We start from the raw sequence: 21,304 nt of genomic DNA, 5'->3' as shown, positions 1-21,304 counted from the left end.
TAAAAATGCCTGCAACCAAAAACCCATCAAAAAAATAACCAAACTGTTCGTTACCAGAGCGTTAACTTGCGTTACAATCTCCTACATTAGTTTATAGCCATTGCGCAAGCAAAATATCAAACTAAGTTTCAACACCTAACCCCAATAGCGATTCATTGCGAAACACGACCTAAAAGACATGGAGATCAACACTATGGCGGATGTATCAAACCGCGTTCACCTCAATCCTACGACAGCACAGCTTGTAGAAATCGCGCTTCTTCGTGGAGAGGGTCAACTCACCGCAAATGGTGCCTTAGTGGCCAAAACAGGGGAAAGAACAGGTCGTTCACCCAATGACCGATTTATCGTCAAAGAGGCAAACACCAAAGCTGATATTGAATGGGGCAAAGTAAACCGTCCATTTGATGCCAGTAAATTTGATGCATTATGGGGTCGTGTAGAAGCTTACCTTGCAGACAAAGAGTTATTTATGTCTGAACTCGAAGTGGGCGCTGATGACGAGCATTATATTCCAGTACATGTAACCACTGAGTATGCGTGGCATCAACTCTTTGCGCGTAATTTATTTATCACTCCAACAACATTTAATCGTGGCAACAAAGATGTCTGGCAAATTATCAATGCGCCTGGATTTGTTTGCGAACCAGAACGCGATGGTACCCATTCTGAAGCGGCCGTTATTCTTAACTTTGCCGAACGAAAAGTACTTCTTGTGGGCTTGAAGTACGCTGGAGAAATGAAAAAGTCGATGTTCTCGGTACAGAACTTCTTATTACCAGCAAAAGGTGTGTTACCAATGCATTGTTCGGCTAACGTCGGCCACGATGGTGATACTACTTTGTTTTTCGGTTTATCTGGTACCGGTAAAACCACTCTTTCTGCCGATCCAAAACGGTTTTTAATTGGTGATGACGAGCACGGCTGGGCACCCGGTGGCGTATTTAATATCGAAGGCGGCTGCTATGCAAAATGTATCGACTTAAGCCAAAAAAATGAACCTGTTATTTGGGACGCTATCCGTTTTGGTACTGTATTAGAAAACGTCGTACTTGATGAACAGCGAGTGCCTGACTATAAAGATACCAGCCTGACTGAAAACAGTCGCGCGGCCTACCCTTTAGAACATATAGCTCAGCGTAAAGAAAGTAATCGCGGCGCAGAACCTCATGCGGTCGTCTTTTTAACCTGTGATGTATCGGGCGTATTACCGCCAGTATCGGTGTTAAGTAAAGAGCAAGCGGCGTATCACTTCTTGTCTGGTTATACCGCGAAAGTAGGCTCAACCGAAATGGGTTCTACTTCTGCAATCCAGTCAACCTTCTCGACGTGTTTTGGTGCACCATTCTTCCCACGCCCTGCAGGCGTATATGCCGAGTTATTAATGGCACGCATTGAGTCGTTTGGCAGCCAAGTTTACCTGGTCAACACTGGCTGGACCGGTGGTCCACATGGTGTAGGTAAGCGTTTTGATATTCCAACAACGCGAGCCATTGTTGATGCCATTGTTAGCGGTGAGCTCAAAGATGTTGAAACGCTTTATATTGATAAGCTCAATCTACATGTACCGGTTAGTGTTTCAGGCGTCACCACCGCATTGTTGAACCCTGTTAACACATGGGCAGACAAAGCTGAGTACAACAAATATGCTCAGCAACTCGCGCAAGAGTTCAGTGATAATTTTGCAAAATATCACGTGTCTGATGCCATTAAAAATGCCGGCCCTAACGTATAAGCAATACATCGACTCTTCGCCGTCCACTTAATGTAATATGACGCCTAAAATCCCGACTCCGGTTGGGATTTTTTATCGCTATAAATTCAGTTCACTTATCACCATAAAAGCCTCTGAAACTGATGATGTGCAATGCTATGATGTCGTTAACGTAATTGTTTCAACACTATCATTACTCACAGGGGTATTCATGCGCCGTATTTTTCTTACCAGTTTACTGGTCAGTTTATTATTCATCAGTTCCACATCCGCTCATGCTAACGATACTGCGCAGTCGACGCCCCTGGTACCGACAGAGAAAATGGCGCATTTAGAAAACGACAGCATACTGCCTCCAATGCGTCCTTGGTCAGGCGCGAGTGAGTCGTTACTGTTAAGCGCAAATCAGCCTTGGGTAACCCCCTTTGAGCAGCAAGGCTATATTTCTAGCCCAAACTATCACGACACCATGGAATGGTTAGATAAACTCGTCGACAGCAGTGACATGTTGCAAAAAGTCAGTATTGGTAAAAGCCCCCAAGGACGAGATATATGGATGATTGTTGCATCGCAAGACGGGGGATCAACGGCAACAGCATTAATCGATAATGGTAAAGCAACCGTCTTAGTGCAAGCGGGGATTCACTCGGGAGAGATTGACGGTAAAGATGCTGGCATGATGCTACTGCGTGATATCAGCCATGGCAATAAACGCGGATTACTTAAAAACGTCAATTTACTGTTTATTCCCATTTTTAGTGTCGATGCTCACGAGCGCAGCAGTCAATTTAGCCGGGTTAATCAGCGTGGACCGGTGAATATGGGGTGGCGCACCACGGCTAAGAATCTTAATTTAAACCGCGACTATGCCAAAGCAGATGCGCTAGAAATGCAGCACCTTATCCGTGCCATTACTATTTGGCAGCCAGATTTATACATTGATATCCATGTGACCGATGGCATTGACTACCAATATGATGTCACCTTTGGCTACAACGTTGAGCAGGGACATAGCCCAAGCATTTTTGCATGGCTGGAGTCCATTTACCGTCCTGCCGTTGAACAAGCCTTAACCGAACAAGGTCATATTCCGGGGTCATTGGTGTTTGCCAACGATAACACCGACATGAGCAAAGGTCTGTCATTGTGGAATCCTAGCCCGCGATTTTCTAATGGCTATGGTGATGCGCGCCATTTACCAACTATTTTAATTGAAAACCATAGCCTTAAACCCTATAAGCAACGAGTCCTTGGCACCTATGTCATGCTTGAACAAACACTTAAAACGGTGGCGCAAAATAGCACTAAACTAAAAACTGCCATTAATAAAGACAAATATCGAAACCCAAGCAAGCTAACGATCAGTTGGCAAAAAGAAACCTTGGCACAAGGTAGAGACTTTAAAGGTATGGATTACCGTATCGAGCAAAGCCCGATCAGTGGCGATAAGGTCGTTCGTTGGACTGAAGAACCTAAGCTATACCGTAACCTACCTGTTATTGCGAACACCCAGCCAGTGATCACTGTCACTCGTCCTGTGGCTTATTACATTCCGCCACAGTGGGCTGAGGTTATTAATCGTTTATCTTTACATGGCATCAGAATGACACGACTGAATAAACCAACATCGATTACTGCGCAGCAATATCAATTCAGCAAGCCCATATTCTCAAGTGCTGATTATGAAGGCCATCAAACCGTGTCGGCGCAAACAAGCATTCACAAAATCACCACCCATCTTCCTGCTGGGAGTGTGCGTATCCCAACCGACCAGCCTTTAGGTGATTTAGCCATGCTATTACTTGAACCTCAAGCTGAGGATTCTTTGTTTTACTGGGGATTTTTTAATACCATTTTTACCCGTACAGAATACATTGAAGACTATGCAGTTGAGCCTTTAGCAGCAAAAATGCTTAGCGACAATCCGGCACTAAAAGCCGAATTTGATCAAGCATTACAGGATCCGGATTTTGCTCAAGATAGCAAAGCGAGATTACGCTGGTTTTATGAACGCAGCCCTTACTACGATAAGGAATACATGAAGTACCCAGTATTACGAGCCTCTAAATAATATCGCTATCACTCTACAAGTGCGTTGGTGCTTGTAGAGTGACGGCTTAGCTTATACTGTTCAATCAATGATAATTTTTGCGAACGCGAATATTTCTTGATGGCAATTTCACGTTTTGAAGCCTCACTTCGGTCAGTCAATTGCTCTTGGTAAGCCAAGGTTAACGGCCCTTTACCTTTTAGGTATTTAGCCGCTTTAGGGCCGCTTGTTTGATGCTCGGCAAGGCGACGCGCAATATCCGTGGTAATGCCAGTGTATAAATGTGAATTGGCACAGCGAATAATGTATAAATACCAAGCCGTATTGGCGTTATTTTGCGACATAAAATATAAAACCTTAAGTGTGATCATAAAATTCTTGTGTCATCATGGCATACTAAACACCATTAAAAAGCCAACACCTATTTCAGCCCATAACGCTGCTCATGGTATTTTAGCTATTCATTAAGGAAATGCTGATGTCCAATAATCAAGACCCTTGCGCTCAACCAGCATTGCTTCATCCCGATCAAGCGATTGAGCAACTTTTAGCTCAAGTTGAAGCAACCCAAGATACCGAGCTCGTTTCATTAACCCAAGCAATCGACAGAGTACTTGGCGAAGATCTCGCCTCAAGTATTGATTTACCTCCATTTGATAACTCAGCAATGGACGGTTACGCATTTCGGTTTGCTGACTTAACCCCATCACAGGATAAAACAACCCTCACCCTAATGGGTAGTTCTTTTGCGGGTCACCCCTTCAACGGCCAAGTACCACCCAATAGCTGTATTCGTATTATGACCGGTGCACCTGTGCCTGTGGGTTTTGATAGCGTGCAAATGCAAGAAAAAGCCCAAGCAGACCAAAACCTAATTACCATTGAGCATCCGCATCGATTAGGCGCAAATGTGCGCTGTCGCGGTGAAGAACTGCTTGCGGGTACCAAAGTCTTACACCGTGGTGTCATTATCCGTGCTGCAGAAATGGGCGTACTCGCCACCATCGGTATTAGCCACGTTAGAGTGACACGTAAATTGAAAGTCGCTTTCTTTTCCACTGGTGATGAATTACGCCCAGTGGGAAGTGAACTGGCACCAGGACAAATTTATGACTCTAACCGCTATTCAATCCAAGGTTTATTAAGTAAAAGCCATGTTGAATGGATTGATTTAGGCGTCATAGCCGACAATAAAGAAGCTATTCGTGGCGCATTTAGAGAAGCAGCAAGCCAAGCTGATATGGTATTAACATCAGGCGGAGTCTCGGTTGGTGAAGCCGATTTTATTAAGCAAATTTTATCAGAAGAAGGTCACATCACCTTTTGGAAACTGGCTATTAAGCCAGGAAAGCCGTTTGCATTTGGTAAAGTAGGTAATGCTGTTTTTTGCGGTTTACCCGGTAATCCAGTCTCATCGATGGTGACGTTTTATAAATTGGTGTTGCCTATTTTACATAAAATGCAGGGACTAAAACCGGTTACGCCTTTATTTTGCCAAGCACGGTTACTGACTGACATACGCAAACATCCTGGCAGAGTCGAATACCAACGCGCCATACTCAGTCGTAATGAGTTGGGTGAGCTTGAGGTAGCCATTACCGGCGGCCAAGGCTCTGGCATGCTCACGTCAATGAGTTTAGCGAATTGCTTTGTGATATTAGATCAAGACCAAGGTGACACCGCCCAAGGAACCCAAGTTACTATAGAACCATTTAATCATGTGTTGTGTTAGGAATAAATATGGACTCACTTGATCAAGAGATACTCACCGACACGGAAATGCTGCGTTATAGCCGTCAGATCTCCATTAAAGCTATCGATATTGATGGCCAAGAAAAGTTGAAACTTGCTAAGGTATTAATTATTGGTGCTGGCGGTTTAGGCTGTGCAGCAAGCCAATATCTTGCCGTGGCTGGGGTGGGTGAAATCACCTTAGTTGATTTTGATACGGTAGAACTTTCTAATTTACAGCGTCAAGTATTACACCATGATACCAATATTGGGCAGCCAAAAGTTGAATCGGCTAAACAGGCGTTAATGCAACTAAATCCGCTAATTAAGATTAATACGATTAATGCCCTGTTAGATGATGATGAGATTAACGCGCAAGTAAGTCAGCATAGCTTAATTCTTGATTGCACCGACAATATGTTAGTACGAGAACAGCTTAATAAAAGCTGTTTTGAGCACCAGGTGCCTTTAGTATCGGCCGCAGCGATTCGGATGGAAGGCACTGTAACGGTATTTGACTATCAACAACACAGTCCTTGTTATCAATGTTTTAGTGCCTTATTTGGCGAGCAACAGTTAACTTGTGTCGAAGCGGGTATTCTTGCACCTGTGGTCGGTATGATTGGTTGTATCCAAGCAACAGAAGCCATTAAAGTCATCACAGGTATCGGACTGCCTTTAACGGGGAAGTTGTTAATGATTGATGCGATGACCATGGAGTTTAGGCAGATGCGCTTGCCTAAACAACCCCACTGTAACGTCTGTGGTGTGAACGTCTAAAGTGATACTAGACTCAGACGTTGGTAATAGCACAGACGTGAGTATTCTCTCAGTCAGCGCTATCAACAAAATCTGTTAATGGCGCTGCAACTCATTCAACCTGCGTAAGCCTTTCGCGGTCAGCTTTAGCAACATAAGAGGGTTTATTGGTTGCATGGAGCTTCGCATTGGCTTTTTTTGCTTTGGCTTTCAGGGTTTGATTGATTTTCTTTTTACGGTTCATATGGGTCTCTTGATAGCATTTGTTGACGGTGTTTTTTTATATCATCTACGGTTTATATCATCTGAGTTTGATACAAAAAAATCATTATACAAAACAACCTGTCTACGAGACAATGATCGCCTCAAACCTGCCCAACCTCTAATGATTGCAGCACATCAAAAACCAAATAGCATCGCTCAGAACCACGATTATTCTTGTAATACCACCCACAGCGCATGGATAAGCCCAGGTACAAAAAAGAAAAGGCATAATAGGATATTAATTAATAAGTCCTTACCCATACCATTTTTGAGCAGTACCGCTACTGGTGGGAGCAAAATCGCAAGGATGACCAGTAATAATTTATTAGAATCCATGTTAGTTACCTTATTTAAGTTGATTAATTTAGCGACAAAAATTATAAAAATAGTATACGATACAACTTGTTAACTAGAATCATTATTCTATTTTTGTGCACTTATTTTGTTATTGCATCATGAGTCATCTTCTTCACGATACTAATGAGTCATATGGAACATAGTCAGAGTATTGTTTTTGTTCAATTTTTTAGTTTAATCGCGCTAAGCTGTGCACTAGCCTGGACATTGCTTGCTCATCTATTACGCATTGCACCTAAAGCCAGCTGGTGTTTCGCGGCGACCAACGTTTTCACTTTTATTGGTCTCTTACTTTATACCCAACGTACTGAAGCAATTAACTATTTATACTGGTTTGTTGCAGACATGACAATACTACTGGGTTTTGCTCTGGTGCGCTGGGGCTGCCAACATTTATTTAAACAACCTTTAACTTATCGATTTGATCTTATATTACTGGCGACCACGGCATTATTAATGCTACTAGTCCCCCCCTCCCTGACCTATGCAGTGTACTTAGTGATCGTCATGAGTATTACTGCAGCGACCTTTATCACTCTAACGGGTATTGATAACTTTCGGGCAGTGAAAAAACACCTACCGCTGTATTATGCGACTTTGTTAAACATACCCTTTTTTACCATAGGTTTGCTATTTATCATCCGCGCCATGGCTCTGTTGTTTTCCCCCGACCAACTTGCCAACATTTCTGCCGCTGACAAGCTTAACTCATCATTGGTGATGTGGAGCTACATCATATTGTTATTACTGACTAATTTAGTATTATTTGGTAATGCTCTAACTCGTTTAGTGTTCAAAGTCGCTCGGTTAGCCAACAAAGATCAACTGACAGGCTTATGGAATCGACATGCATTATTGGACAAACTCGAACAAGTTGATGCCTTGTGGCAACGTAATGGACTCGCTTATACTCTAATGGTGCTCGATTTAGATCACTTCAAGCTTATCAATGACTCATACGGACATTTAGCCGGCGACAAAGTGCTCAAACAAACTGCTGAAGTATTACAGCAGACATTACGTAAAGTCGACTTTATCTGCCGTTATGGTGGTGAAGAGTTTCTGGTTATATTGCCATCCACTAATACAGATGAAGCCCAAATAGTTGCTGAGAAAGTGCAAGATAGAATAAACGACTTATCTATTATTTGGCAAAAAAACACTATTAATATGACCCTAAGCACTGGCTATGCAACCTGTAAAACTCACCTCACTATTGAACAGTTATTACAGCTCGCTGACGATGCCATGTACCTTGCTAAAAGCAAAGGTCGTAATACGATTTGCTCAATGGACTCAATAGATGAATCGATTGCCGCTAGCTCAATAGAGCAATCTTAATCGATACAAGCGTTTCACCTGCCTTTGCACATCATAAACTTTAGCCCATTAACAAGACTTCAGCCTATTAACCCTCTCTGTAACCTCTGCTCGGGATAATAAACCGGCGGTGCCACAGGCTAATAAAAGACAACTAGTCTTTACTCGGCCACGGTAAATCATTAGGTGATTGCCATTGATTAGCCATAAGCTGTTGGCATGCTGACAACAAAAACTGTTGACCTAATGAGGGCGGTTGTTGAAAAACATAAGCCTGATCTCGATAAGTAAAATGCAAACTATAAGCATGTAAATAGCACCTGTCACTAAGCTCATTGCCATAGAGTTGATCGCCTAAAATAGGCACTCCAATACTGGCTAAAGCCACTCTCAATTGATGGGTTTTGCCACTGAGCGGTTTCAGTAAATACAGCCGCATACCATGGGCAATACTCTGACTGAAAAACTGCGTTACGGCGGGGTTGCTGCTGGTCCGCAGTAATTTATACATACTGCGACGCGACTTAGCCATGTCGCCAATAATCCAACCTTGTTTCTTTTTAGGTTTACCGCAAGCGATTGCCAGATAATATTTTTGAACTTTATGCTGAGTAAACATTTGGGTAAACACACTAGCAGCTTGTGGTGATTTAGCCACCACCAGCAAACCGGATGTCGGAGTATCGAGACGATGAACAGGGTAAAGCTTATAACCTAAATCAGCCTCTGCCTGAGCAATCACCCCAGCGCTGCCATCTTGACTATGAAAATGAACATTAACGGACTTACTGATGACAATAAAGTCTGTTTGGTCACTGATCACTTGATACATAGATTATCCAACAAGGATTAAAGGGGGGATACCCGCAGGATTATTTAAAGTGAATACTCACCAATAAACCAGGGTTATTATCATGTAATGAAATCGTCGCTTTATGACGCGACAAAATAGCCTTTACCATCGACAAGCCTAAACCCGTGCCTTTGAAATGACGACTTGGGTCTAAGCGGACTAAACGGTCAAATACCCGCTCTTTATCTTCGTCAATAATACCCGGTCCATTATCACTAATTTGAATATGTTTACCGTGCTGAATAATACTGATTGTAGCACCCTCGGGTGAATACTTTATCGCGTTATCCACTAGATTAAACAAAGCTTGGAACAATAAATACTTATCACCATTAACGTGAATATCACCTTCTAAACTGATTTTCAGCACTTGATCGCGACTCTCTGCAATAACCTCAGCCATCTCAAATAAATCTTGGCAGATTTGCTGTAATCTCACCGGCTGTAAATCAAGCATTTGCTGGCCTTCTTCAATGCGAGTTAACGATAACATGGCATCAAATGTCCCCAGACAATGGTCTAACTCTTCTAGCAACTCAGCAGTGGCATCTGCAAGCTCAGACGTAGGTTTTTGCGACAACTGTTCTATGCCTATGCGCAAATGCGATAGCGGGGTGCGTAAATCATGGGCAATGTTATCGCTGACGCCGCGAACGGCACGTAAGTTTTGCTCTAAAGTGTCGAGCACCAAATTAAATTGCCGCGCAAGCATGTCAAATTCATCTTGGCTTTCACTTACCGGCAAACGCGTTTCATAATGTCCAGCTTCAATTTGTTCACTTAAGCGGTTGTATTCGACCAGTCGCCTAAGAATGGCTTTAGAGAAAATATAACCTAATGCTAGCGTGAGCCCTAACGTAAACGCCACCGCCCAAAACGCCGCATTAATAAATTTCTCAATTAACGCTGCAAGCTGATCGGTTCGCGTAGCAATGAGTACTGGGCCATAACGAGTAATGACTAGACCGCCAGTCAGGATATGCAGCTTATCTGGGCCGCCAGTAAAAATAGGGAAATCTTTGGTTTCGGGCAGTTGTGGCATGTTTTCGGGTAAGAAAGTCAGTGCGCCAACCATATCGACACTGTTGCGCCAGGCAATCAATGCCGTTTTTGGATCGGCAGCACGAATTTGAGCGGCAAAACTACGACGGTTAACCGTTAATGCTAACTGCTGATAGCGCTGCATTTCTGCAGAAAGATGTTTGTCTACCTGATTTTGTTGCTCAATAACTAACTGTCGATAGAGACTGAGCACCAACATAACAATGAGTATGGTGACTAAAGTCGAGAAGATAAGCGTGATCCGCCACGCACTACTTTGGTAAGGCTTAATGCCTTTTGCAAAGGCGATAACCAGCCCCTCTTACGGTTTCAATTAGCTCACCATGCCCAAGTTCTTCAAATTTGCGACGTAATTTGGCGATGTGCACATCAATCACGTTGGTACGAGGATCAAAATGGTAGTCCCATACTGCTTCAAATAATAATGTCCGACTAATCACTTGATTCGGGTGTTCCATTAAATATTTAAGCAATTGAAATTCTTTTGGTTGTAGCATTAACTCGCTATCATCCAGGGTAACTTTACGGGTGAGTAATTCCATCTTCAAACTACCAACCTCAATATCTGTGGCAGCAGGTTCAACCACATTGCGTTGAATAAGCTTTTCAGCACGCACTAATAATTCCGCAAAGGCGAATGGCTTAGTCATGTAATCATCACCACCCGCACGCAAACCTTTTACACGCTCATCAACGTGGCTTAATGCCGATAAAATGAGTACCGGAGTATTATTCCCACTGGTACGCAGAGCAGATAATAATGTTAAGCCGTCTAACTTAGGTAGCATACGATCGAGGATCAACAAATCATATTGGTTATGTTTCGCTAACGTTAGCCCTTCTTGACCATCCGTCGCACTATCGACTTGATATTTCTGAGCAGTAAATCCATCGGCTACATACTTTAATGTAGTAGCATCATCTTCAACCAATAAAATACGCATAGTCATAGAGTCTTTAATCCCATTTGAGCAAAGGTAGTGGACGTAGGGTTTCAATATCGAAAGCAATGGTATTTCTACTATCTTGATTGAGTAATTTTAGTTCGAGATAACTAATTGACAAATCGTGGTCCAATTCCGCCTGTGTTAAATATCCTTGCTGATTTTCAATCGCGAGAGTCACTAATTCTGAAAACTTCATATGCTTGGCTTGGAGCATTTTTGCCGCATTCACTTGGCCAATATCATCAGAGGCATAAGTTGACGATTTTTCAGCTAATAATGTACCGTCTAAGGCTCGGTATTGGTATTTATGTATTCGGTGTGTCTCTACGTTAACCATAGAAATTTTATACACCAGCAAGCCTTCTTCAACATCAACATCAAAGTCACAAATGGTGCCTTCATCTTGTTGCTCTAATTGTTCCATGACCGTTATTGGCTTTAAAAAGTCGCCATTGATCAATAAAGAGTGCATAGACGGTGTCGCCATCACGGCACAAGGAAGAAAGCATATTGCTAGCAGCAACCGAACCATCACGAGCCTCTATATAATTGAAAATGGTATTACATGACCACTCTACCTAAGAGCAGACGAAGTCCCAAGAAATCTAAGATTAATAATTGATCATAAATATCATTTTTCGGCGCGATGGGCCGTCGTCACATAACATTTTCTCGAAATAAGAGGTCAGGTAAATCGATAATAACAGCACAAATGGCAACGTTTTATCGTAACCCCGCCATTGATGTTGCCAACAAGCCACATTGACGCGTCAATGGTCATGTTATTATTCAGAAATAGCGCCAAAACGCGATCAAACTATTGTTTTATTTGCTTTTATTATCACAATCAAGACTGCACACTTAAAATGTGAATTTGATCTGACTTGAGAGCAATAGTCGTTTGCACGCCTGCCGCCAAGGCTAATTTATGCACCAAATGAGTAGGCACATCGGTATTGATGATCGACCCAATACCGACAACAGATGCTATCACCCGTGATGATTCACCCATCACCAGTACAGATTCAATTAATACCTCTAATTTATTTAAGCTTTTACACAAACGACCACTGCTAATGGCGTTAAAGCGAATGCCTTGATTTGGGATCACCCAGCGGATAGATTGGCCGATAGTTAATCGTGGTGAACTGTCGCTGACAATGAGTTCATCACCCAAAGTAAACTTGGTCATGTTGCGTTCAATGTCTTGCTCTACAACTTGACCATCAAAAATATTCCTCAAGCCCATCTGCCTGGCCACCGCTTCGTCATTGGGGTGAGATAACACCTCAAATGGCTTGCCTTGTTGCAACATTTTACCTTGGCTAATCAATATCATCTTATCGGCCAGTAACAACGCCTCATGCATATCATGGGTTACCATGATGACAGGTATAGATAATTGTTGTTTTAAGCGAGCTAACTCAATGTATAAGCGCTCGCGAGTTTCTTTGTCTACGGCAGAAAAGGGTTCATCAAGCAGCAAAATAGTCGGCTCGCGAGCCAGTGCACGAGCCAGCGCGACTCGTTGACGTTGTCCGCCAGACAATTGAGCGGGTAAGCGATCAGGCAAACCTTGCAAGTTGACGCGCTCTAACCAATCTAAAGCACGCGATTTTCGCAATGCTTTGGGGACATGGTCAAGCCCAGAAATGACATTATCTAACGCTGATAAATGCGGAAACAAACCAAAATGCTGCGGCATATAACCAATATGCCGTTGCTGTGGCGTTAACGAAATCGACTGTTGTGCATCAAACCATAGCAGATCACCACAGTGGATTTGTCCCTGTTGAGGTAAGCTCAAACCGGCTATCATTCTTAGCAAGGTGGTTTTACCGCCACCGGAAGGACCAACAACCGCTAATACCTCACCGGCGCGGCAACTAAAATGCGCTTCAAGTGGAATAGGAGAGGTTTGTGAAATATCACATATAAGGTCAGCGCTGCGAGGCACCATAATGCCCTCCTAAACGCTTCGACATACTCGTAGTCAACGCTAAAGCACTCACTGCAAACAAGAGTAATACCAAAGACATCATTCCTGCGGAATCAAAATCAAATGCCTGCACACTGTCATAAATTGCTATCGAGATCGTTTTGGTTTCACCGGCAATATTACCGCCCAGCATTAACACCACACCAAACTCGCCTAGTACATGAGAAAAACACAGCACCACTGCGGTTAATACTCCAGGCCATATCATAGGTAATTCGACTCGAAGAAAAATACGTAATCGACTCATGCCACAGCAGGCCGCAGCATCACGAATATCAATGGGAATGGTTTCAAAAGCACGTTGAATAGGTTGAACCGCAAAAGGGATATTGACGATGATAGAAGCGATCACTAAGCCTGAAAAATGAAACACCAGCTGCTGGCCCGTTAATTGTTCAACCCATTGGCCAATCACGCTCTGATTACCTAACCCTACCAGCAAGTAATAGCCAATAACCGTCGGCGGCAACACTAACGGCACCATGATCAAAGCCTCAAGCCATGACTTACCCTTAAACTGCCGGTACGCCAACCATCGTCCAACCATAATGGCCAACGGAATTAATAATATTACGGTAAAACAACTCAGTTTGACCGACAGCCACAGAGCTTGCCAATCCATTAAGCACCCTTCTTAACAGTAGGTTGCGGTAAATTAAACCCAAATTGAGTTAACACTTCCTGCGCCTCAACTGATTGCATGTATTGATAAAATCGCTCGGTAGTTTCAGATGCATTAGGCATTAATGCCATCTGTTGATTGAGAGGTTGATATAACGAATCAGGGATAACAACATAGTTTCCGCGCTTAGCAAACGCAGGCGTTAGCACCAAGGATAACGGCACTATTCCGCCTTGAGTGGAGCCACTAATGGTAAATTGGGTGGCTTGTGCAGCATTCTCGCCTAAAATCAGGGTGGGCTGCAACATATCCCATAAGCCTTTTGTTTTGAGCACTTCGCGCGCGCGCTCACCATAGGGGGCATGATCGGGATTGGCTATCGCAAAACGAGACAATTTTCCATCATCGATTAATTGCCTTAGCCCAACTAAATTAGCGTCCAAAATTAACGGCGATTTCTTCGGTGCAGCAAGGGCAAGTCGACCAATAGCATAAATAACCCCACTATCTTGGGTATAACCCGCTTGATGTAACTTATCAATATAACTCTCATCAGCACTGAGCATCATTTCAAACGGTGCACCATGCTGAATTTGAGTGACAAAATTACCCGATGACCCATAACTTACCCGCACAGCCAACCCCGTTTTCTGTTGAAAACGTATCGCGATCTCGTCTACAGCAAACTGAATATTGGCCGCGGCGGCAATGGCGGGGGCATCATTGGCCACGCATACTGAACTGAATCCCACCAGTAATATCGCGAGCAACGCCGCGATACCACTGGTATGAAGCCGCTGCAAAAGCCGATAAAAAATCTGAGTAATGGTGTTAATGAAAGACATTGAGGGCTTATCCTTGCTATGTACCAGTAATATGGAAATACTACTTTTGCCACATTTTAGCGGCTTGCTGATCGCTATCATGCGCCTCAACCCACTTACGACCAGTATCACCGGCTTCAAGCTTCCAAAAAGGCGCTTTGGTCTTTAAAAAATCAATTAAAAACTCGCAAGCTGCAAATGCCGCTTTACGATGAGCACTGGTCACACCGATAAACACGATTTGTTCGCCAAGCACCAGAGTACCAACTCGATGAATAATTGTCACTTTGCTTAATGGCCAACGATCGCAAGCTTGTTGGCTAATTTGCATTAATACCGACTCGGTCATCCCAGGATAATGCTCTAGGGTTAAATCGGTTACGGCACTGCCATCATTAAAGTCACGTACTTTACCGACAAAATTGACCACGGCGCCGTCCTGATTATTGCAGGCAAGTAACCCATACTCATCGGCGACACAAAAATCTTCAGTGTGAACACGCACATTAATTTGAGGATTACACTGTTCCATATTATCCCCCTGTAACCGGAGGGAAAAAGGCCACTTCATCGCCGTCTTTAACCGGTGAATCCCACTGACTCATGGTTTGATTAATTGCCACCAGTAATTTGTCTGATGCCAACACTTTGGCCCACTTGTCATCAGTGGCGGCAAGCGCTGCACGTAACGCTTCAGCGGTATCAATATTCTCGGCAGTATGCTCAACTTTAGCGCTGCCTAATAACTCACGAATTTGCGCAAAAAATAACACTTGGATCATAGTGGTTTCTCACTGTCTTTATTCATAACATCTATCGAGGTTTACCCGAGTAATCATTGACCGATTAAGCTTGGAAATGGCCTGATTTACCGCCGCGTTTTTCCAGTAACCTAACTTGAGAAATAATCATGTCTTTTTGTACCGCCTTACACATGTCGTAAATGGTTAATGCGGCGACACATGCCGCCGTTAACGCTTCCATTTCGACACCGGTTTTGCCTGACAATTTACACAAACTGGTAATGCGCACGCGGTTATTCTCAGGCTGAGCTTCAAGCTCAACTTCCACCTTAGTCAGCATCAAGGGATGACATAATGGGATCAAATCAGCCGTTTTTTTAGCCGCTTGAATCCCGGCAATACGTGCGGTCGCAAACACATCACCTTTGTGATGACTGCCATTCATGATCATGGCTAAAGTCTCAGGAGCCATATCAATAAAGGCTTCAGCGCGGGCTTCACGCTCAGTGACCGCTTTTTCAGTCACATCGACCATATGGGCATTGCCATCGGCGTTAATATGGGTAAAACGATTGCTCATACTGTAATTGCCTTAATCAAATTCAATCTCTATCGACTGAGGACCACTATATTGTGTGTCATCCGTTTGTTTAGCTCAATAACCGCTTAACCACCAATAGAAGCAAGGTGCTGAGTCACACCGGTAATACCTTGATGTAAATAATGGGTTTCTTTTTTCTGGGCTAATTGACCGTGTAAACGACTTATTAATTCATCTTGCTGCGAAGGATTTTGCAATAAATCACGCAAATCGACGCCATTTTCAGTAAACAAACATAAATGTAATTTACCTTTTGCAGACACACGTAAGCGGTTACAGCTGGCACAGAAATTCTTAGCGTAAGGCATAATTAGCCCAATACGACCTTGGTAATCTGCATGACTGAAGTTTTGCGCAGGACCATCATCAACACTTGGCAGATCATATAACCAGCCTTGTTGCTCAAGTTGTTTTTTTATGTCCACACCAGCTAGATGATGCGCGTTAAAATAATCGTGACCTAAACCCGTCTCCATTAACTCAATAAAACGTAAATCGATAGGTGTATGTTTAATCCACTGCAAAAAACGTGGTAAATCTCTATCGTTTAAGCCTTTAAGTAACACGGCATTGACTTTAACCCGCTCAAACCCCGCCTCAAGTGCGGCATCAATACCCCGCATCACTTGGTCGAATTTGTTTTCGCCGGTAATTTGATAAAACATTTTAGGATCTAGGCTATCAACAGAGATATTAATACGCCGTAAACCAGCGTCATACCATTCTTTAGCATGTTGCTGTAAACGATAACCATTGGTGGTCATTGCTACGGTATTAATATTAGGATTTGCGGCAACGATCCGCACAATATCTGTGAAGTCTTTGCGCAGAGTGGGCTCACCACCGGTGATTCGAACTTTTTGAGTGCCGACCTCTCCAAAGCCTGCAACGAGATTTTCAATCTCATTAAGCGTTAAAAAGCTAGGCTTGCCATCGGGTTTATACCCATCGGGCAAACAATAAGAACATTTGAAATTACAAACATCAGTAACTGACATCCGCAAATAGTGAAATCTTCGACCAAAGCTGTCTTGTAATTGGGACATGTTAACCTTTCCAAGTGTGGGAGGTGAGTGCATTTCTTTACTCACCCCGGTGGCAAAATTACCACGGCTAACTGCCCATATCATTGACGTAGGGCAAAAAGCTCGGAGAACCGTCAGATCCAATTATAGGCCTAATTGCGGTTTCACAAATACCCCTTTAGGTGAATATCTTAATTTAAAAGACTATAGGGTTATTTTTTTGTGACTCGACTCACGCTGACAAGATTGTGTTTGCTACTGTGACAAAAGCAAATTTTGCGGTAAGGTGAGTAAAGAACAAACGATCGTTTACTTATCATTATATAAAAACAATAAACCCGCGATGAACGGGAAACTTGGAAAGGTGAGAACATGGAACGCGAGTCAATGGAGTTCGACGTAGTAATTGTCGGTGCAGGCCCTGCGGGTTTAGCAACTGCTTGTCGTTTAATGCAAATATCTAAAGATGCCGATAAAGAAATCACCGTTTGCGTGGTAGAAAAAGGCTCTGAGGTTGGCGCACATATTTTATCGGGTGCAGTATTTGAACCCGATGTACTAGACGAATTGTTTAATGATTGGCGTGACTCAGATATCCCGCTAAACACCAAAGTCACACATGACGAAATCTATTTGCTTAATTCAGAAACGCAATCACGCTTAATACCAAATAGCTTAGTGCCTAAAACAATGCACAATGATGGTAATTACATTATTAGTGTTGCTAACTTAGCCCGTTGGTTAGCCAACAGAGCAGAGACCATGGGCGTAGAGATTTTCCCAGGGTTTGCCGCCAGTGAATTGCTATTTAATGCAGATAACAGTGTTAAAGGTATTTTAATCGGTGATATGGGCGTCGGTGAAGACGGTCAACCTAAAGACAGCTATATGCCAGGTATGGAATTACATGCCAAATACACCGTTTTTTCAGAAGGCTGTCGTGGTCATTTGGGTAAACAATTGATCCAAAAATATCATTTAGACAATGGCAAAACGCCGCAGCACTATGGCTTAGGCTTTAAAGAAATTTGGAAGGTCCCTGCCGAGCAACATCAACCGGGTAAAGTGGTTCACACTGGCGGTTGGCCACTGGTGAATGGCTCATCAGGAGGTGGATTTCTCTATCACATGGAAGACAACCAAGTCGCTGTCGGGTTGATAATCGATTTGAATTATAAAAATCCTCATCTCAGTCCATTTGATGAATTTCAACGCTATAAAACTCATCCCGTTATTGCCAAAGCATTAACGGGTGGTGAGCGCTTATCCTATGGTGCAAGGGCCATTGCCAAAGGCGGTTTAAATTCATTGCCTAAAATGAGTTTCCCAGGTGGGTTAATTATTGGCTGTAATGCTGGCACGCTTAACTTTGCCAAAATTAAGGGCACCCATACTGCAATTAAAAGCGGTATTATCGCGGCTAAAACCTTAGGTGAAGGCTTAATTGCAGGTTTAGAAGGTGGTAAAGATCTAGATTGCTTCCAACAACGTTTTGAAGAGAGCTGGCTTCACGAAGAACTATACCAATCGCGTAATTTTGGTCCCGCATTACACAAGTTTGGTACTCTACTGGGTGGCGCTTTTAACTATATCGACCAAAATTGGTTTGGCGGCAAGTTTCCAGTGACCTTTAGAGACACGACGCCAGACTATGCCACAATGGGATTGGCCAGCGATTACACCAAAATTGATTACCCTAAACCTGACGGGAAATTGAGCTTTGATAAGTTATCGTCAGTGTATATGTCGAGCACTTATCACGAAGAAAATCAGCCGTGTCATTTACATCTAAAAGACAAAAGCATCCCTATTTCGGTCAATTTAGCCAAATTTGATGAACCCGCACAACGTTATTGTCCGGCAGGTGTTTATGAAGTCGTTGAAGAAGCCGGTGACAAAAAGTTTGTCATTAACGCTCAAAATTGTATTCATTGTAAAACCTGTGACATTAAAGACCCGAGCCAAAATATTACTTGGGTTACACCAGAAGGCGGCGGCGGGCCAAACTATCCCAATATGTAAGTTAACCAATAGCTAAATTATTGGCACCGTCAAAAAAACGCACACAAAATAGTAGTGCGTTTTTTTTGTTTTATCGACTATCATGCGCCACATAAAATCAGAACAACCTACACAAAAAGACTATTTTGTTTCCGTACTCAAATAGAGAAATAAGTTAACGCAGTGAAATCGACTTGGCGTAAAGCCGGTTATTTCAAACTTAAACGTTATGCTGATATCAAGACTGATTCACGCAGCTAATTGCGAGCCTGTTGCATGTGAACTCAGTACTATTATCGATACATCGACAGTTTAATATGCCTTTATTATTTAACGCTGAAATGACTCAATGCGTTTGCTGACAAAATAACTATCAATTTATTGCCATAATATTCCAATATATCATAAAGATACTCCCAAGAGGCTGTTGTAGATGAATACATTTAATACCCTTACCATTAAGCAAAAAATCTTGCTTACGGTAACGTTCGCTGTACTGCTGTCGACGATGTTAGTCGGACTGCTGAGCCAACGAAGTGCAAAACAAATCGTCGAACAGCGCATGTTAAACTCAGAAATGCCGAGCTTGCTTATGCAAATCCGCAATCAAGTCGACCTCGAAATTAGTGGTTTAATAAATGCTTCGGAACAACTCGCTAATAGCCGAATGTTACTTGGATGGCTTGAAAATGGTCGTCCAGCAGACCAAGAAAGTCTCGTGATTGCACAACTTAATGACGTAAAAGATCAATTCGGCTTGGCTCAAGCGTCTTATGCCGATCGTGAAAGTGCAGCCTATTATACCCAAGACGGGTTTTTACGCGTGTTAACCCCAGAGCAAGACAGCTGGTTTTTTGATTACCGTGATAGCAAACAAGAGCGAATGCTGAGTATCTTTACCGAAGCCAATGGTGAAGTAAAACTATTTATTAGTTACCAACAACCCAATGGTCGTGGGCTTGTTAGTTTAGCCAAATCATTAGATGACATGGTTAATTTACTGGCTTCATTTAAAATAGAAGATAGCGGTTTTGTCTATTTAGTGGATGCCAAGGGTGACGTAAAACTGCATCAAGACACGCGTAAAGTGGGTAAGAGTAAACTTAGCAGCTTGTACCCTAACGCCAATACTAACCAGCTGTTAAACCAAAGAGACTTTAATTTGGTCAAAGCGGAAGTCGATGGCCAGAATATGCTGATCGCCAGCAGCTACATTGAATCAATGGACTGGTACTTAGTTGCTCAAGTGCCTGAAGCGGAAGTCTTTGCCTTGCTACAAGAGTCTGCGTATCAAATTTTACTGTGGACAATACTTATCGCAGCGGTGTTTATTGCGATTTCGATTGTCGTTGCCGGTTCGGTCAGTCGTCCGATTGCCCATATTGCCGAGCTATTTCGTAACATTGGTGAAGGTGAAGGTGATTTACGCCAACGACTCCCTGTTACTGGAGATGACGAAATAGCCCAGCTTGCCCGTGGTTTTAATAGTTTTATCAGCAAAATTCAAGATACGGTAGTCGAAGTGGCCAAAACCAGCGAGCAGCTAGGTTTATCGGCAGTTGATGTATCAAACCAAGCCCATCAAACGTTAGATGATAGCCAATTACAAAAAGACCGCACCATCATGGTTGTCACCGCAATTAACGAAATGGGTGCTACGGTTAATGAAATTGCGACCAATGCAGCTCAAGCAGCGGTTACCGCTCGAGATGCTGATACCGAATCGATTGATGGTCAAAAAGTGGTCACTCGTGCACGTTCAACTATTAATCAATTATCTAAAGATGTTGAACAAGTCGGTGAAGTGATTGAGTCGTTAGCAACGCACACTAAGTCAATTGGCAGCATTTTAGATGTTATTCGTGCCATATCAGAGCAAACTAACTTACTTGCACTTAACGCGGCGATTGAAGCCGCTCGCGCAGGCGAAGCCGGACGAGGCTTTGCTGTTGTTGCAGATGAAGTGCGTAACTTGGCTTCTCGAACGGCTGCATCGACCAACGAAGTGCAAACCATGATTGATAAGCTTCAATCAGAAACCAGTCGTGCCGTTAATGCGATGGAGCAATCTCGTAGCCGCTCACTCGAAGGTGTTACAGCTGTTGATGAGGCAAGTCATTCGTTAAGTGGTATTAGTCAACGTATTGCGCTGATTAGCGATATGAACATTCAAGTTGCTGCCGCGACAGAAGAACAATCAACCGTAGTTGAAGACATCAATCGCAATGTGACTGAAATCAACGATATTACTCAACGTACAGCAGATACTGCTCATGCGGCTGCGCATGCAAGCAAATCATTGAATCAGTTAGCCACTCGTCTTGATACCCTAGTGGCGCGCTTTAAAGTGTAATGCGTTAATCAATAGCCATAAAAAAACGCCACTCATTTGAGTGGCGTTTTTAAAGCTTATGATTATTGGCCATCACTTT

The 21,304-nt window shown here is 43.1% G+C and carries 21 protein-coding genes and 1 riboswitch; of the genes, 7 read left to right on the top strand and 14 right to left on the bottom strand.

Going from position 1 to position 21,304, the window contains the following annotated elements:
* The first annotated feature begins 178 nt into the window (after positions 1-178).
* Positions 179-1,735, top strand: a complete 1,557-nt coding sequence (locus AAEZ02_RS12235) for a phosphoenolpyruvate carboxykinase (RefSeq protein WP_351077779.1) — start codon at positions 179-181, stop codon at positions 1,733-1,735.
* A gap of 190 nt (positions 1,736-1,925) precedes the next feature.
* Entirely contained in the window at positions 1,926-3,785 is a 1,860-nt protein-coding gene (locus AAEZ02_RS12230; RefSeq protein ID WP_351077834.1) for a M14 family metallopeptidase, read from the top strand.
* Positions 3,786-3,793: 8 nt separating this feature from the next.
* Here the strand turns inward: AAEZ02_RS12230 and AAEZ02_RS12225 are convergent, their stop codons facing one another.
* Entirely contained in the window at positions 3,794-4,108 is a 315-nt protein-coding gene (locus tag AAEZ02_RS12225) for a GIY-YIG nuclease family protein (RefSeq protein WP_351077782.1), read from the bottom strand.
* A 134-nt stretch (positions 4,109-4,242) separates the two neighbouring features.
* On the opposite strand from AAEZ02_RS12225, the gene moeA reads away from it, so the two are divergent.
* A complete protein-coding gene (gene moeA / locus AAEZ02_RS12220) occupies positions 4,243-5,496 on the top strand; it encodes a molybdopterin molybdotransferase MoeA (protein WP_351077785.1) in 1,254 nt (417 codons plus the stop codon).
* 8 nt (positions 5,497-5,504) lie between these two features.
* On the top strand, positions 5,505-6,275 hold the full coding sequence (gene moeB, locus AAEZ02_RS12215) for a molybdopterin-synthase adenylyltransferase MoeB (RefSeq protein ID WP_101033623.1): 771 nt from the start codon (positions 5,505-5,507) through the stop codon (positions 6,273-6,275).
* Positions 6,276-6,366: 91 nt separating this feature from the next.
* Here moeB and AAEZ02_RS12210 read toward each other — a convergent pair whose 3' ends face one another.
* Entirely contained in the window at positions 6,367-6,498 is a 132-nt protein-coding gene (locus AAEZ02_RS12210) for a DUF2986 domain-containing protein (protein WP_101033621.1), read from the bottom strand.
* Between the two features lie 188 nt (positions 6,499-6,686).
* A complete protein-coding gene (locus AAEZ02_RS12205; RefSeq protein WP_101033619.1) occupies positions 6,687-6,854 on the bottom strand; it encodes a YqaE/Pmp3 family membrane protein in 168 nt (55 codons plus the stop codon).
* 153 nt (positions 6,855-7,007) lie between these two features.
* Between AAEZ02_RS12205 and AAEZ02_RS12200 the strand changes: the two genes are divergently transcribed.
* Positions 7,008-8,216: a GGDEF domain-containing protein gene (locus AAEZ02_RS12200; RefSeq protein WP_351077789.1), complete on the top strand. Its 1,209-nt coding sequence runs from the start codon at positions 7,008-7,010 to the stop codon at positions 8,214-8,216.
* Positions 8,217-8,349: 133 nt separating this feature from the next.
* Here the strand turns inward: AAEZ02_RS12200 and AAEZ02_RS12195 are convergent, their stop codons facing one another.
* The 11 genes from AAEZ02_RS12195 to moaA all read right to left on the bottom strand — a co-directional run bounded on the left by AAEZ02_RS12195 (position 8,350) and on the right by moaA (position 16,892).
* Positions 8,350-9,027, bottom strand: a complete 678-nt coding sequence (locus tag AAEZ02_RS12195; RefSeq protein ID WP_101033615.1) for a TIGR01621 family pseudouridine synthase — start codon at positions 9,025-9,027, stop codon at positions 8,350-8,352.
* A 40-nt stretch (positions 9,028-9,067) separates the two neighbouring features.
* Positions 9,068-10,309 (bottom strand): sensor histidine kinase, encoded by a 1,242-nt coding sequence (locus AAEZ02_RS12190; RefSeq protein ID WP_101033613.1) that lies wholly within the window; start codon positions 10,307-10,309, stop codon positions 9,068-9,070.
* Between the two features lie 67 nt (positions 10,310-10,376).
* Complete coding sequence (locus AAEZ02_RS12185) at positions 10,377-11,054, bottom strand: response regulator transcription factor (protein ID WP_101034784.1); 678 nt, start codon at positions 11,052-11,054, stop codon at positions 10,377-10,379.
* Between the two features lie 13 nt (positions 11,055-11,067).
* Complete coding sequence (locus AAEZ02_RS12180) at positions 11,068-11,529, bottom strand: hypothetical protein (RefSeq protein WP_232772112.1); 462 nt, start codon at positions 11,527-11,529, stop codon at positions 11,068-11,070.
* A gap of 375 nt (positions 11,530-11,904) precedes the next feature.
* Complete coding sequence (locus AAEZ02_RS12175) at positions 11,905-13,017, bottom strand: ABC transporter ATP-binding protein (protein ID WP_124012984.1); 1,113 nt, start codon at positions 13,015-13,017, stop codon at positions 11,905-11,907.
* Complete coding sequence (gene modB / locus AAEZ02_RS12170; RefSeq protein ID WP_101033608.1) at positions 12,998-13,678, bottom strand: molybdate ABC transporter permease subunit; 681 nt, start codon at positions 13,676-13,678, stop codon at positions 12,998-13,000. Before modB ends, AAEZ02_RS12175 begins: the two co-directional genes overlap by 20 nt.
* A complete protein-coding gene (modA, locus tag AAEZ02_RS12165) occupies positions 13,678-14,523 on the bottom strand; it encodes a molybdate ABC transporter substrate-binding protein (protein ID WP_351077796.1) in 846 nt (281 codons plus the stop codon). Before modA ends, modB begins: the two co-directional genes overlap by 1 nt.
* 40 nt (positions 14,524-14,563) lie before the next feature.
* Complete coding sequence (moaE, locus tag AAEZ02_RS12160) at positions 14,564-15,034, bottom strand: molybdopterin synthase catalytic subunit MoaE (protein WP_124012982.1); 471 nt, start codon at positions 15,032-15,034, stop codon at positions 14,564-14,566.
* 1 nt (position 15,035) lies between these two features.
* Positions 15,036-15,284: a molybdopterin synthase sulfur carrier subunit gene (gene moaD, locus AAEZ02_RS12155; protein ID WP_101033602.1), complete on the bottom strand. Its 249-nt coding sequence runs from the start codon at positions 15,282-15,284 to the stop codon at positions 15,036-15,038.
* A gap of 64 nt (positions 15,285-15,348) precedes the next feature.
* Complete coding sequence (gene moaC / locus AAEZ02_RS12150; protein WP_124012981.1) at positions 15,349-15,825, bottom strand: cyclic pyranopterin monophosphate synthase MoaC; 477 nt, start codon at positions 15,823-15,825, stop codon at positions 15,349-15,351.
* A gap of 86 nt (positions 15,826-15,911) precedes the next feature.
* Complete coding sequence (moaA, locus tag AAEZ02_RS12145; RefSeq protein ID WP_101033598.1) at positions 15,912-16,892, bottom strand: GTP 3',8-cyclase MoaA; 981 nt, start codon at positions 16,890-16,892, stop codon at positions 15,912-15,914.
* Positions 16,880-17,012, bottom strand: a riboswitch (molybdenum cofactor riboswitch). It overlaps the preceding gene by 13 nt.
* A gap of 231 nt (positions 17,013-17,243) precedes the next feature.
* On the opposite strand from moaA, the gene AAEZ02_RS12140 reads away from it, so the two are divergent.
* Entirely contained in the window at positions 17,244-18,893 is a 1,650-nt protein-coding gene (locus AAEZ02_RS12140) for an electron transfer flavoprotein-ubiquinone oxidoreductase (RefSeq protein ID WP_124012980.1), read from the top strand.
* A gap of 412 nt (positions 18,894-19,305) precedes the next feature.
* Positions 19,306-21,225: a methyl-accepting chemotaxis protein gene (locus AAEZ02_RS12135; RefSeq protein ID WP_124012979.1), complete on the top strand. Its 1,920-nt coding sequence runs from the start codon at positions 19,306-19,308 to the stop codon at positions 21,223-21,225.
* Positions 21,226-21,304: the final 79 nt, after the last annotated feature.

This window comes from Shewanella sp. T24-MNA-CIBAN-0130, from assembly GCF_040310185.1.
In the GTDB taxonomy this organism is placed as follows: domain Bacteria; phylum Pseudomonadota; class Gammaproteobacteria; order Enterobacterales; family Shewanellaceae; genus Shewanella; species Shewanella psychromarinicola.
The sequence above is the reverse complement of the archived record's forward strand: the minus strand, read 5'-3'. Positions and strand labels throughout refer to the sequence as shown.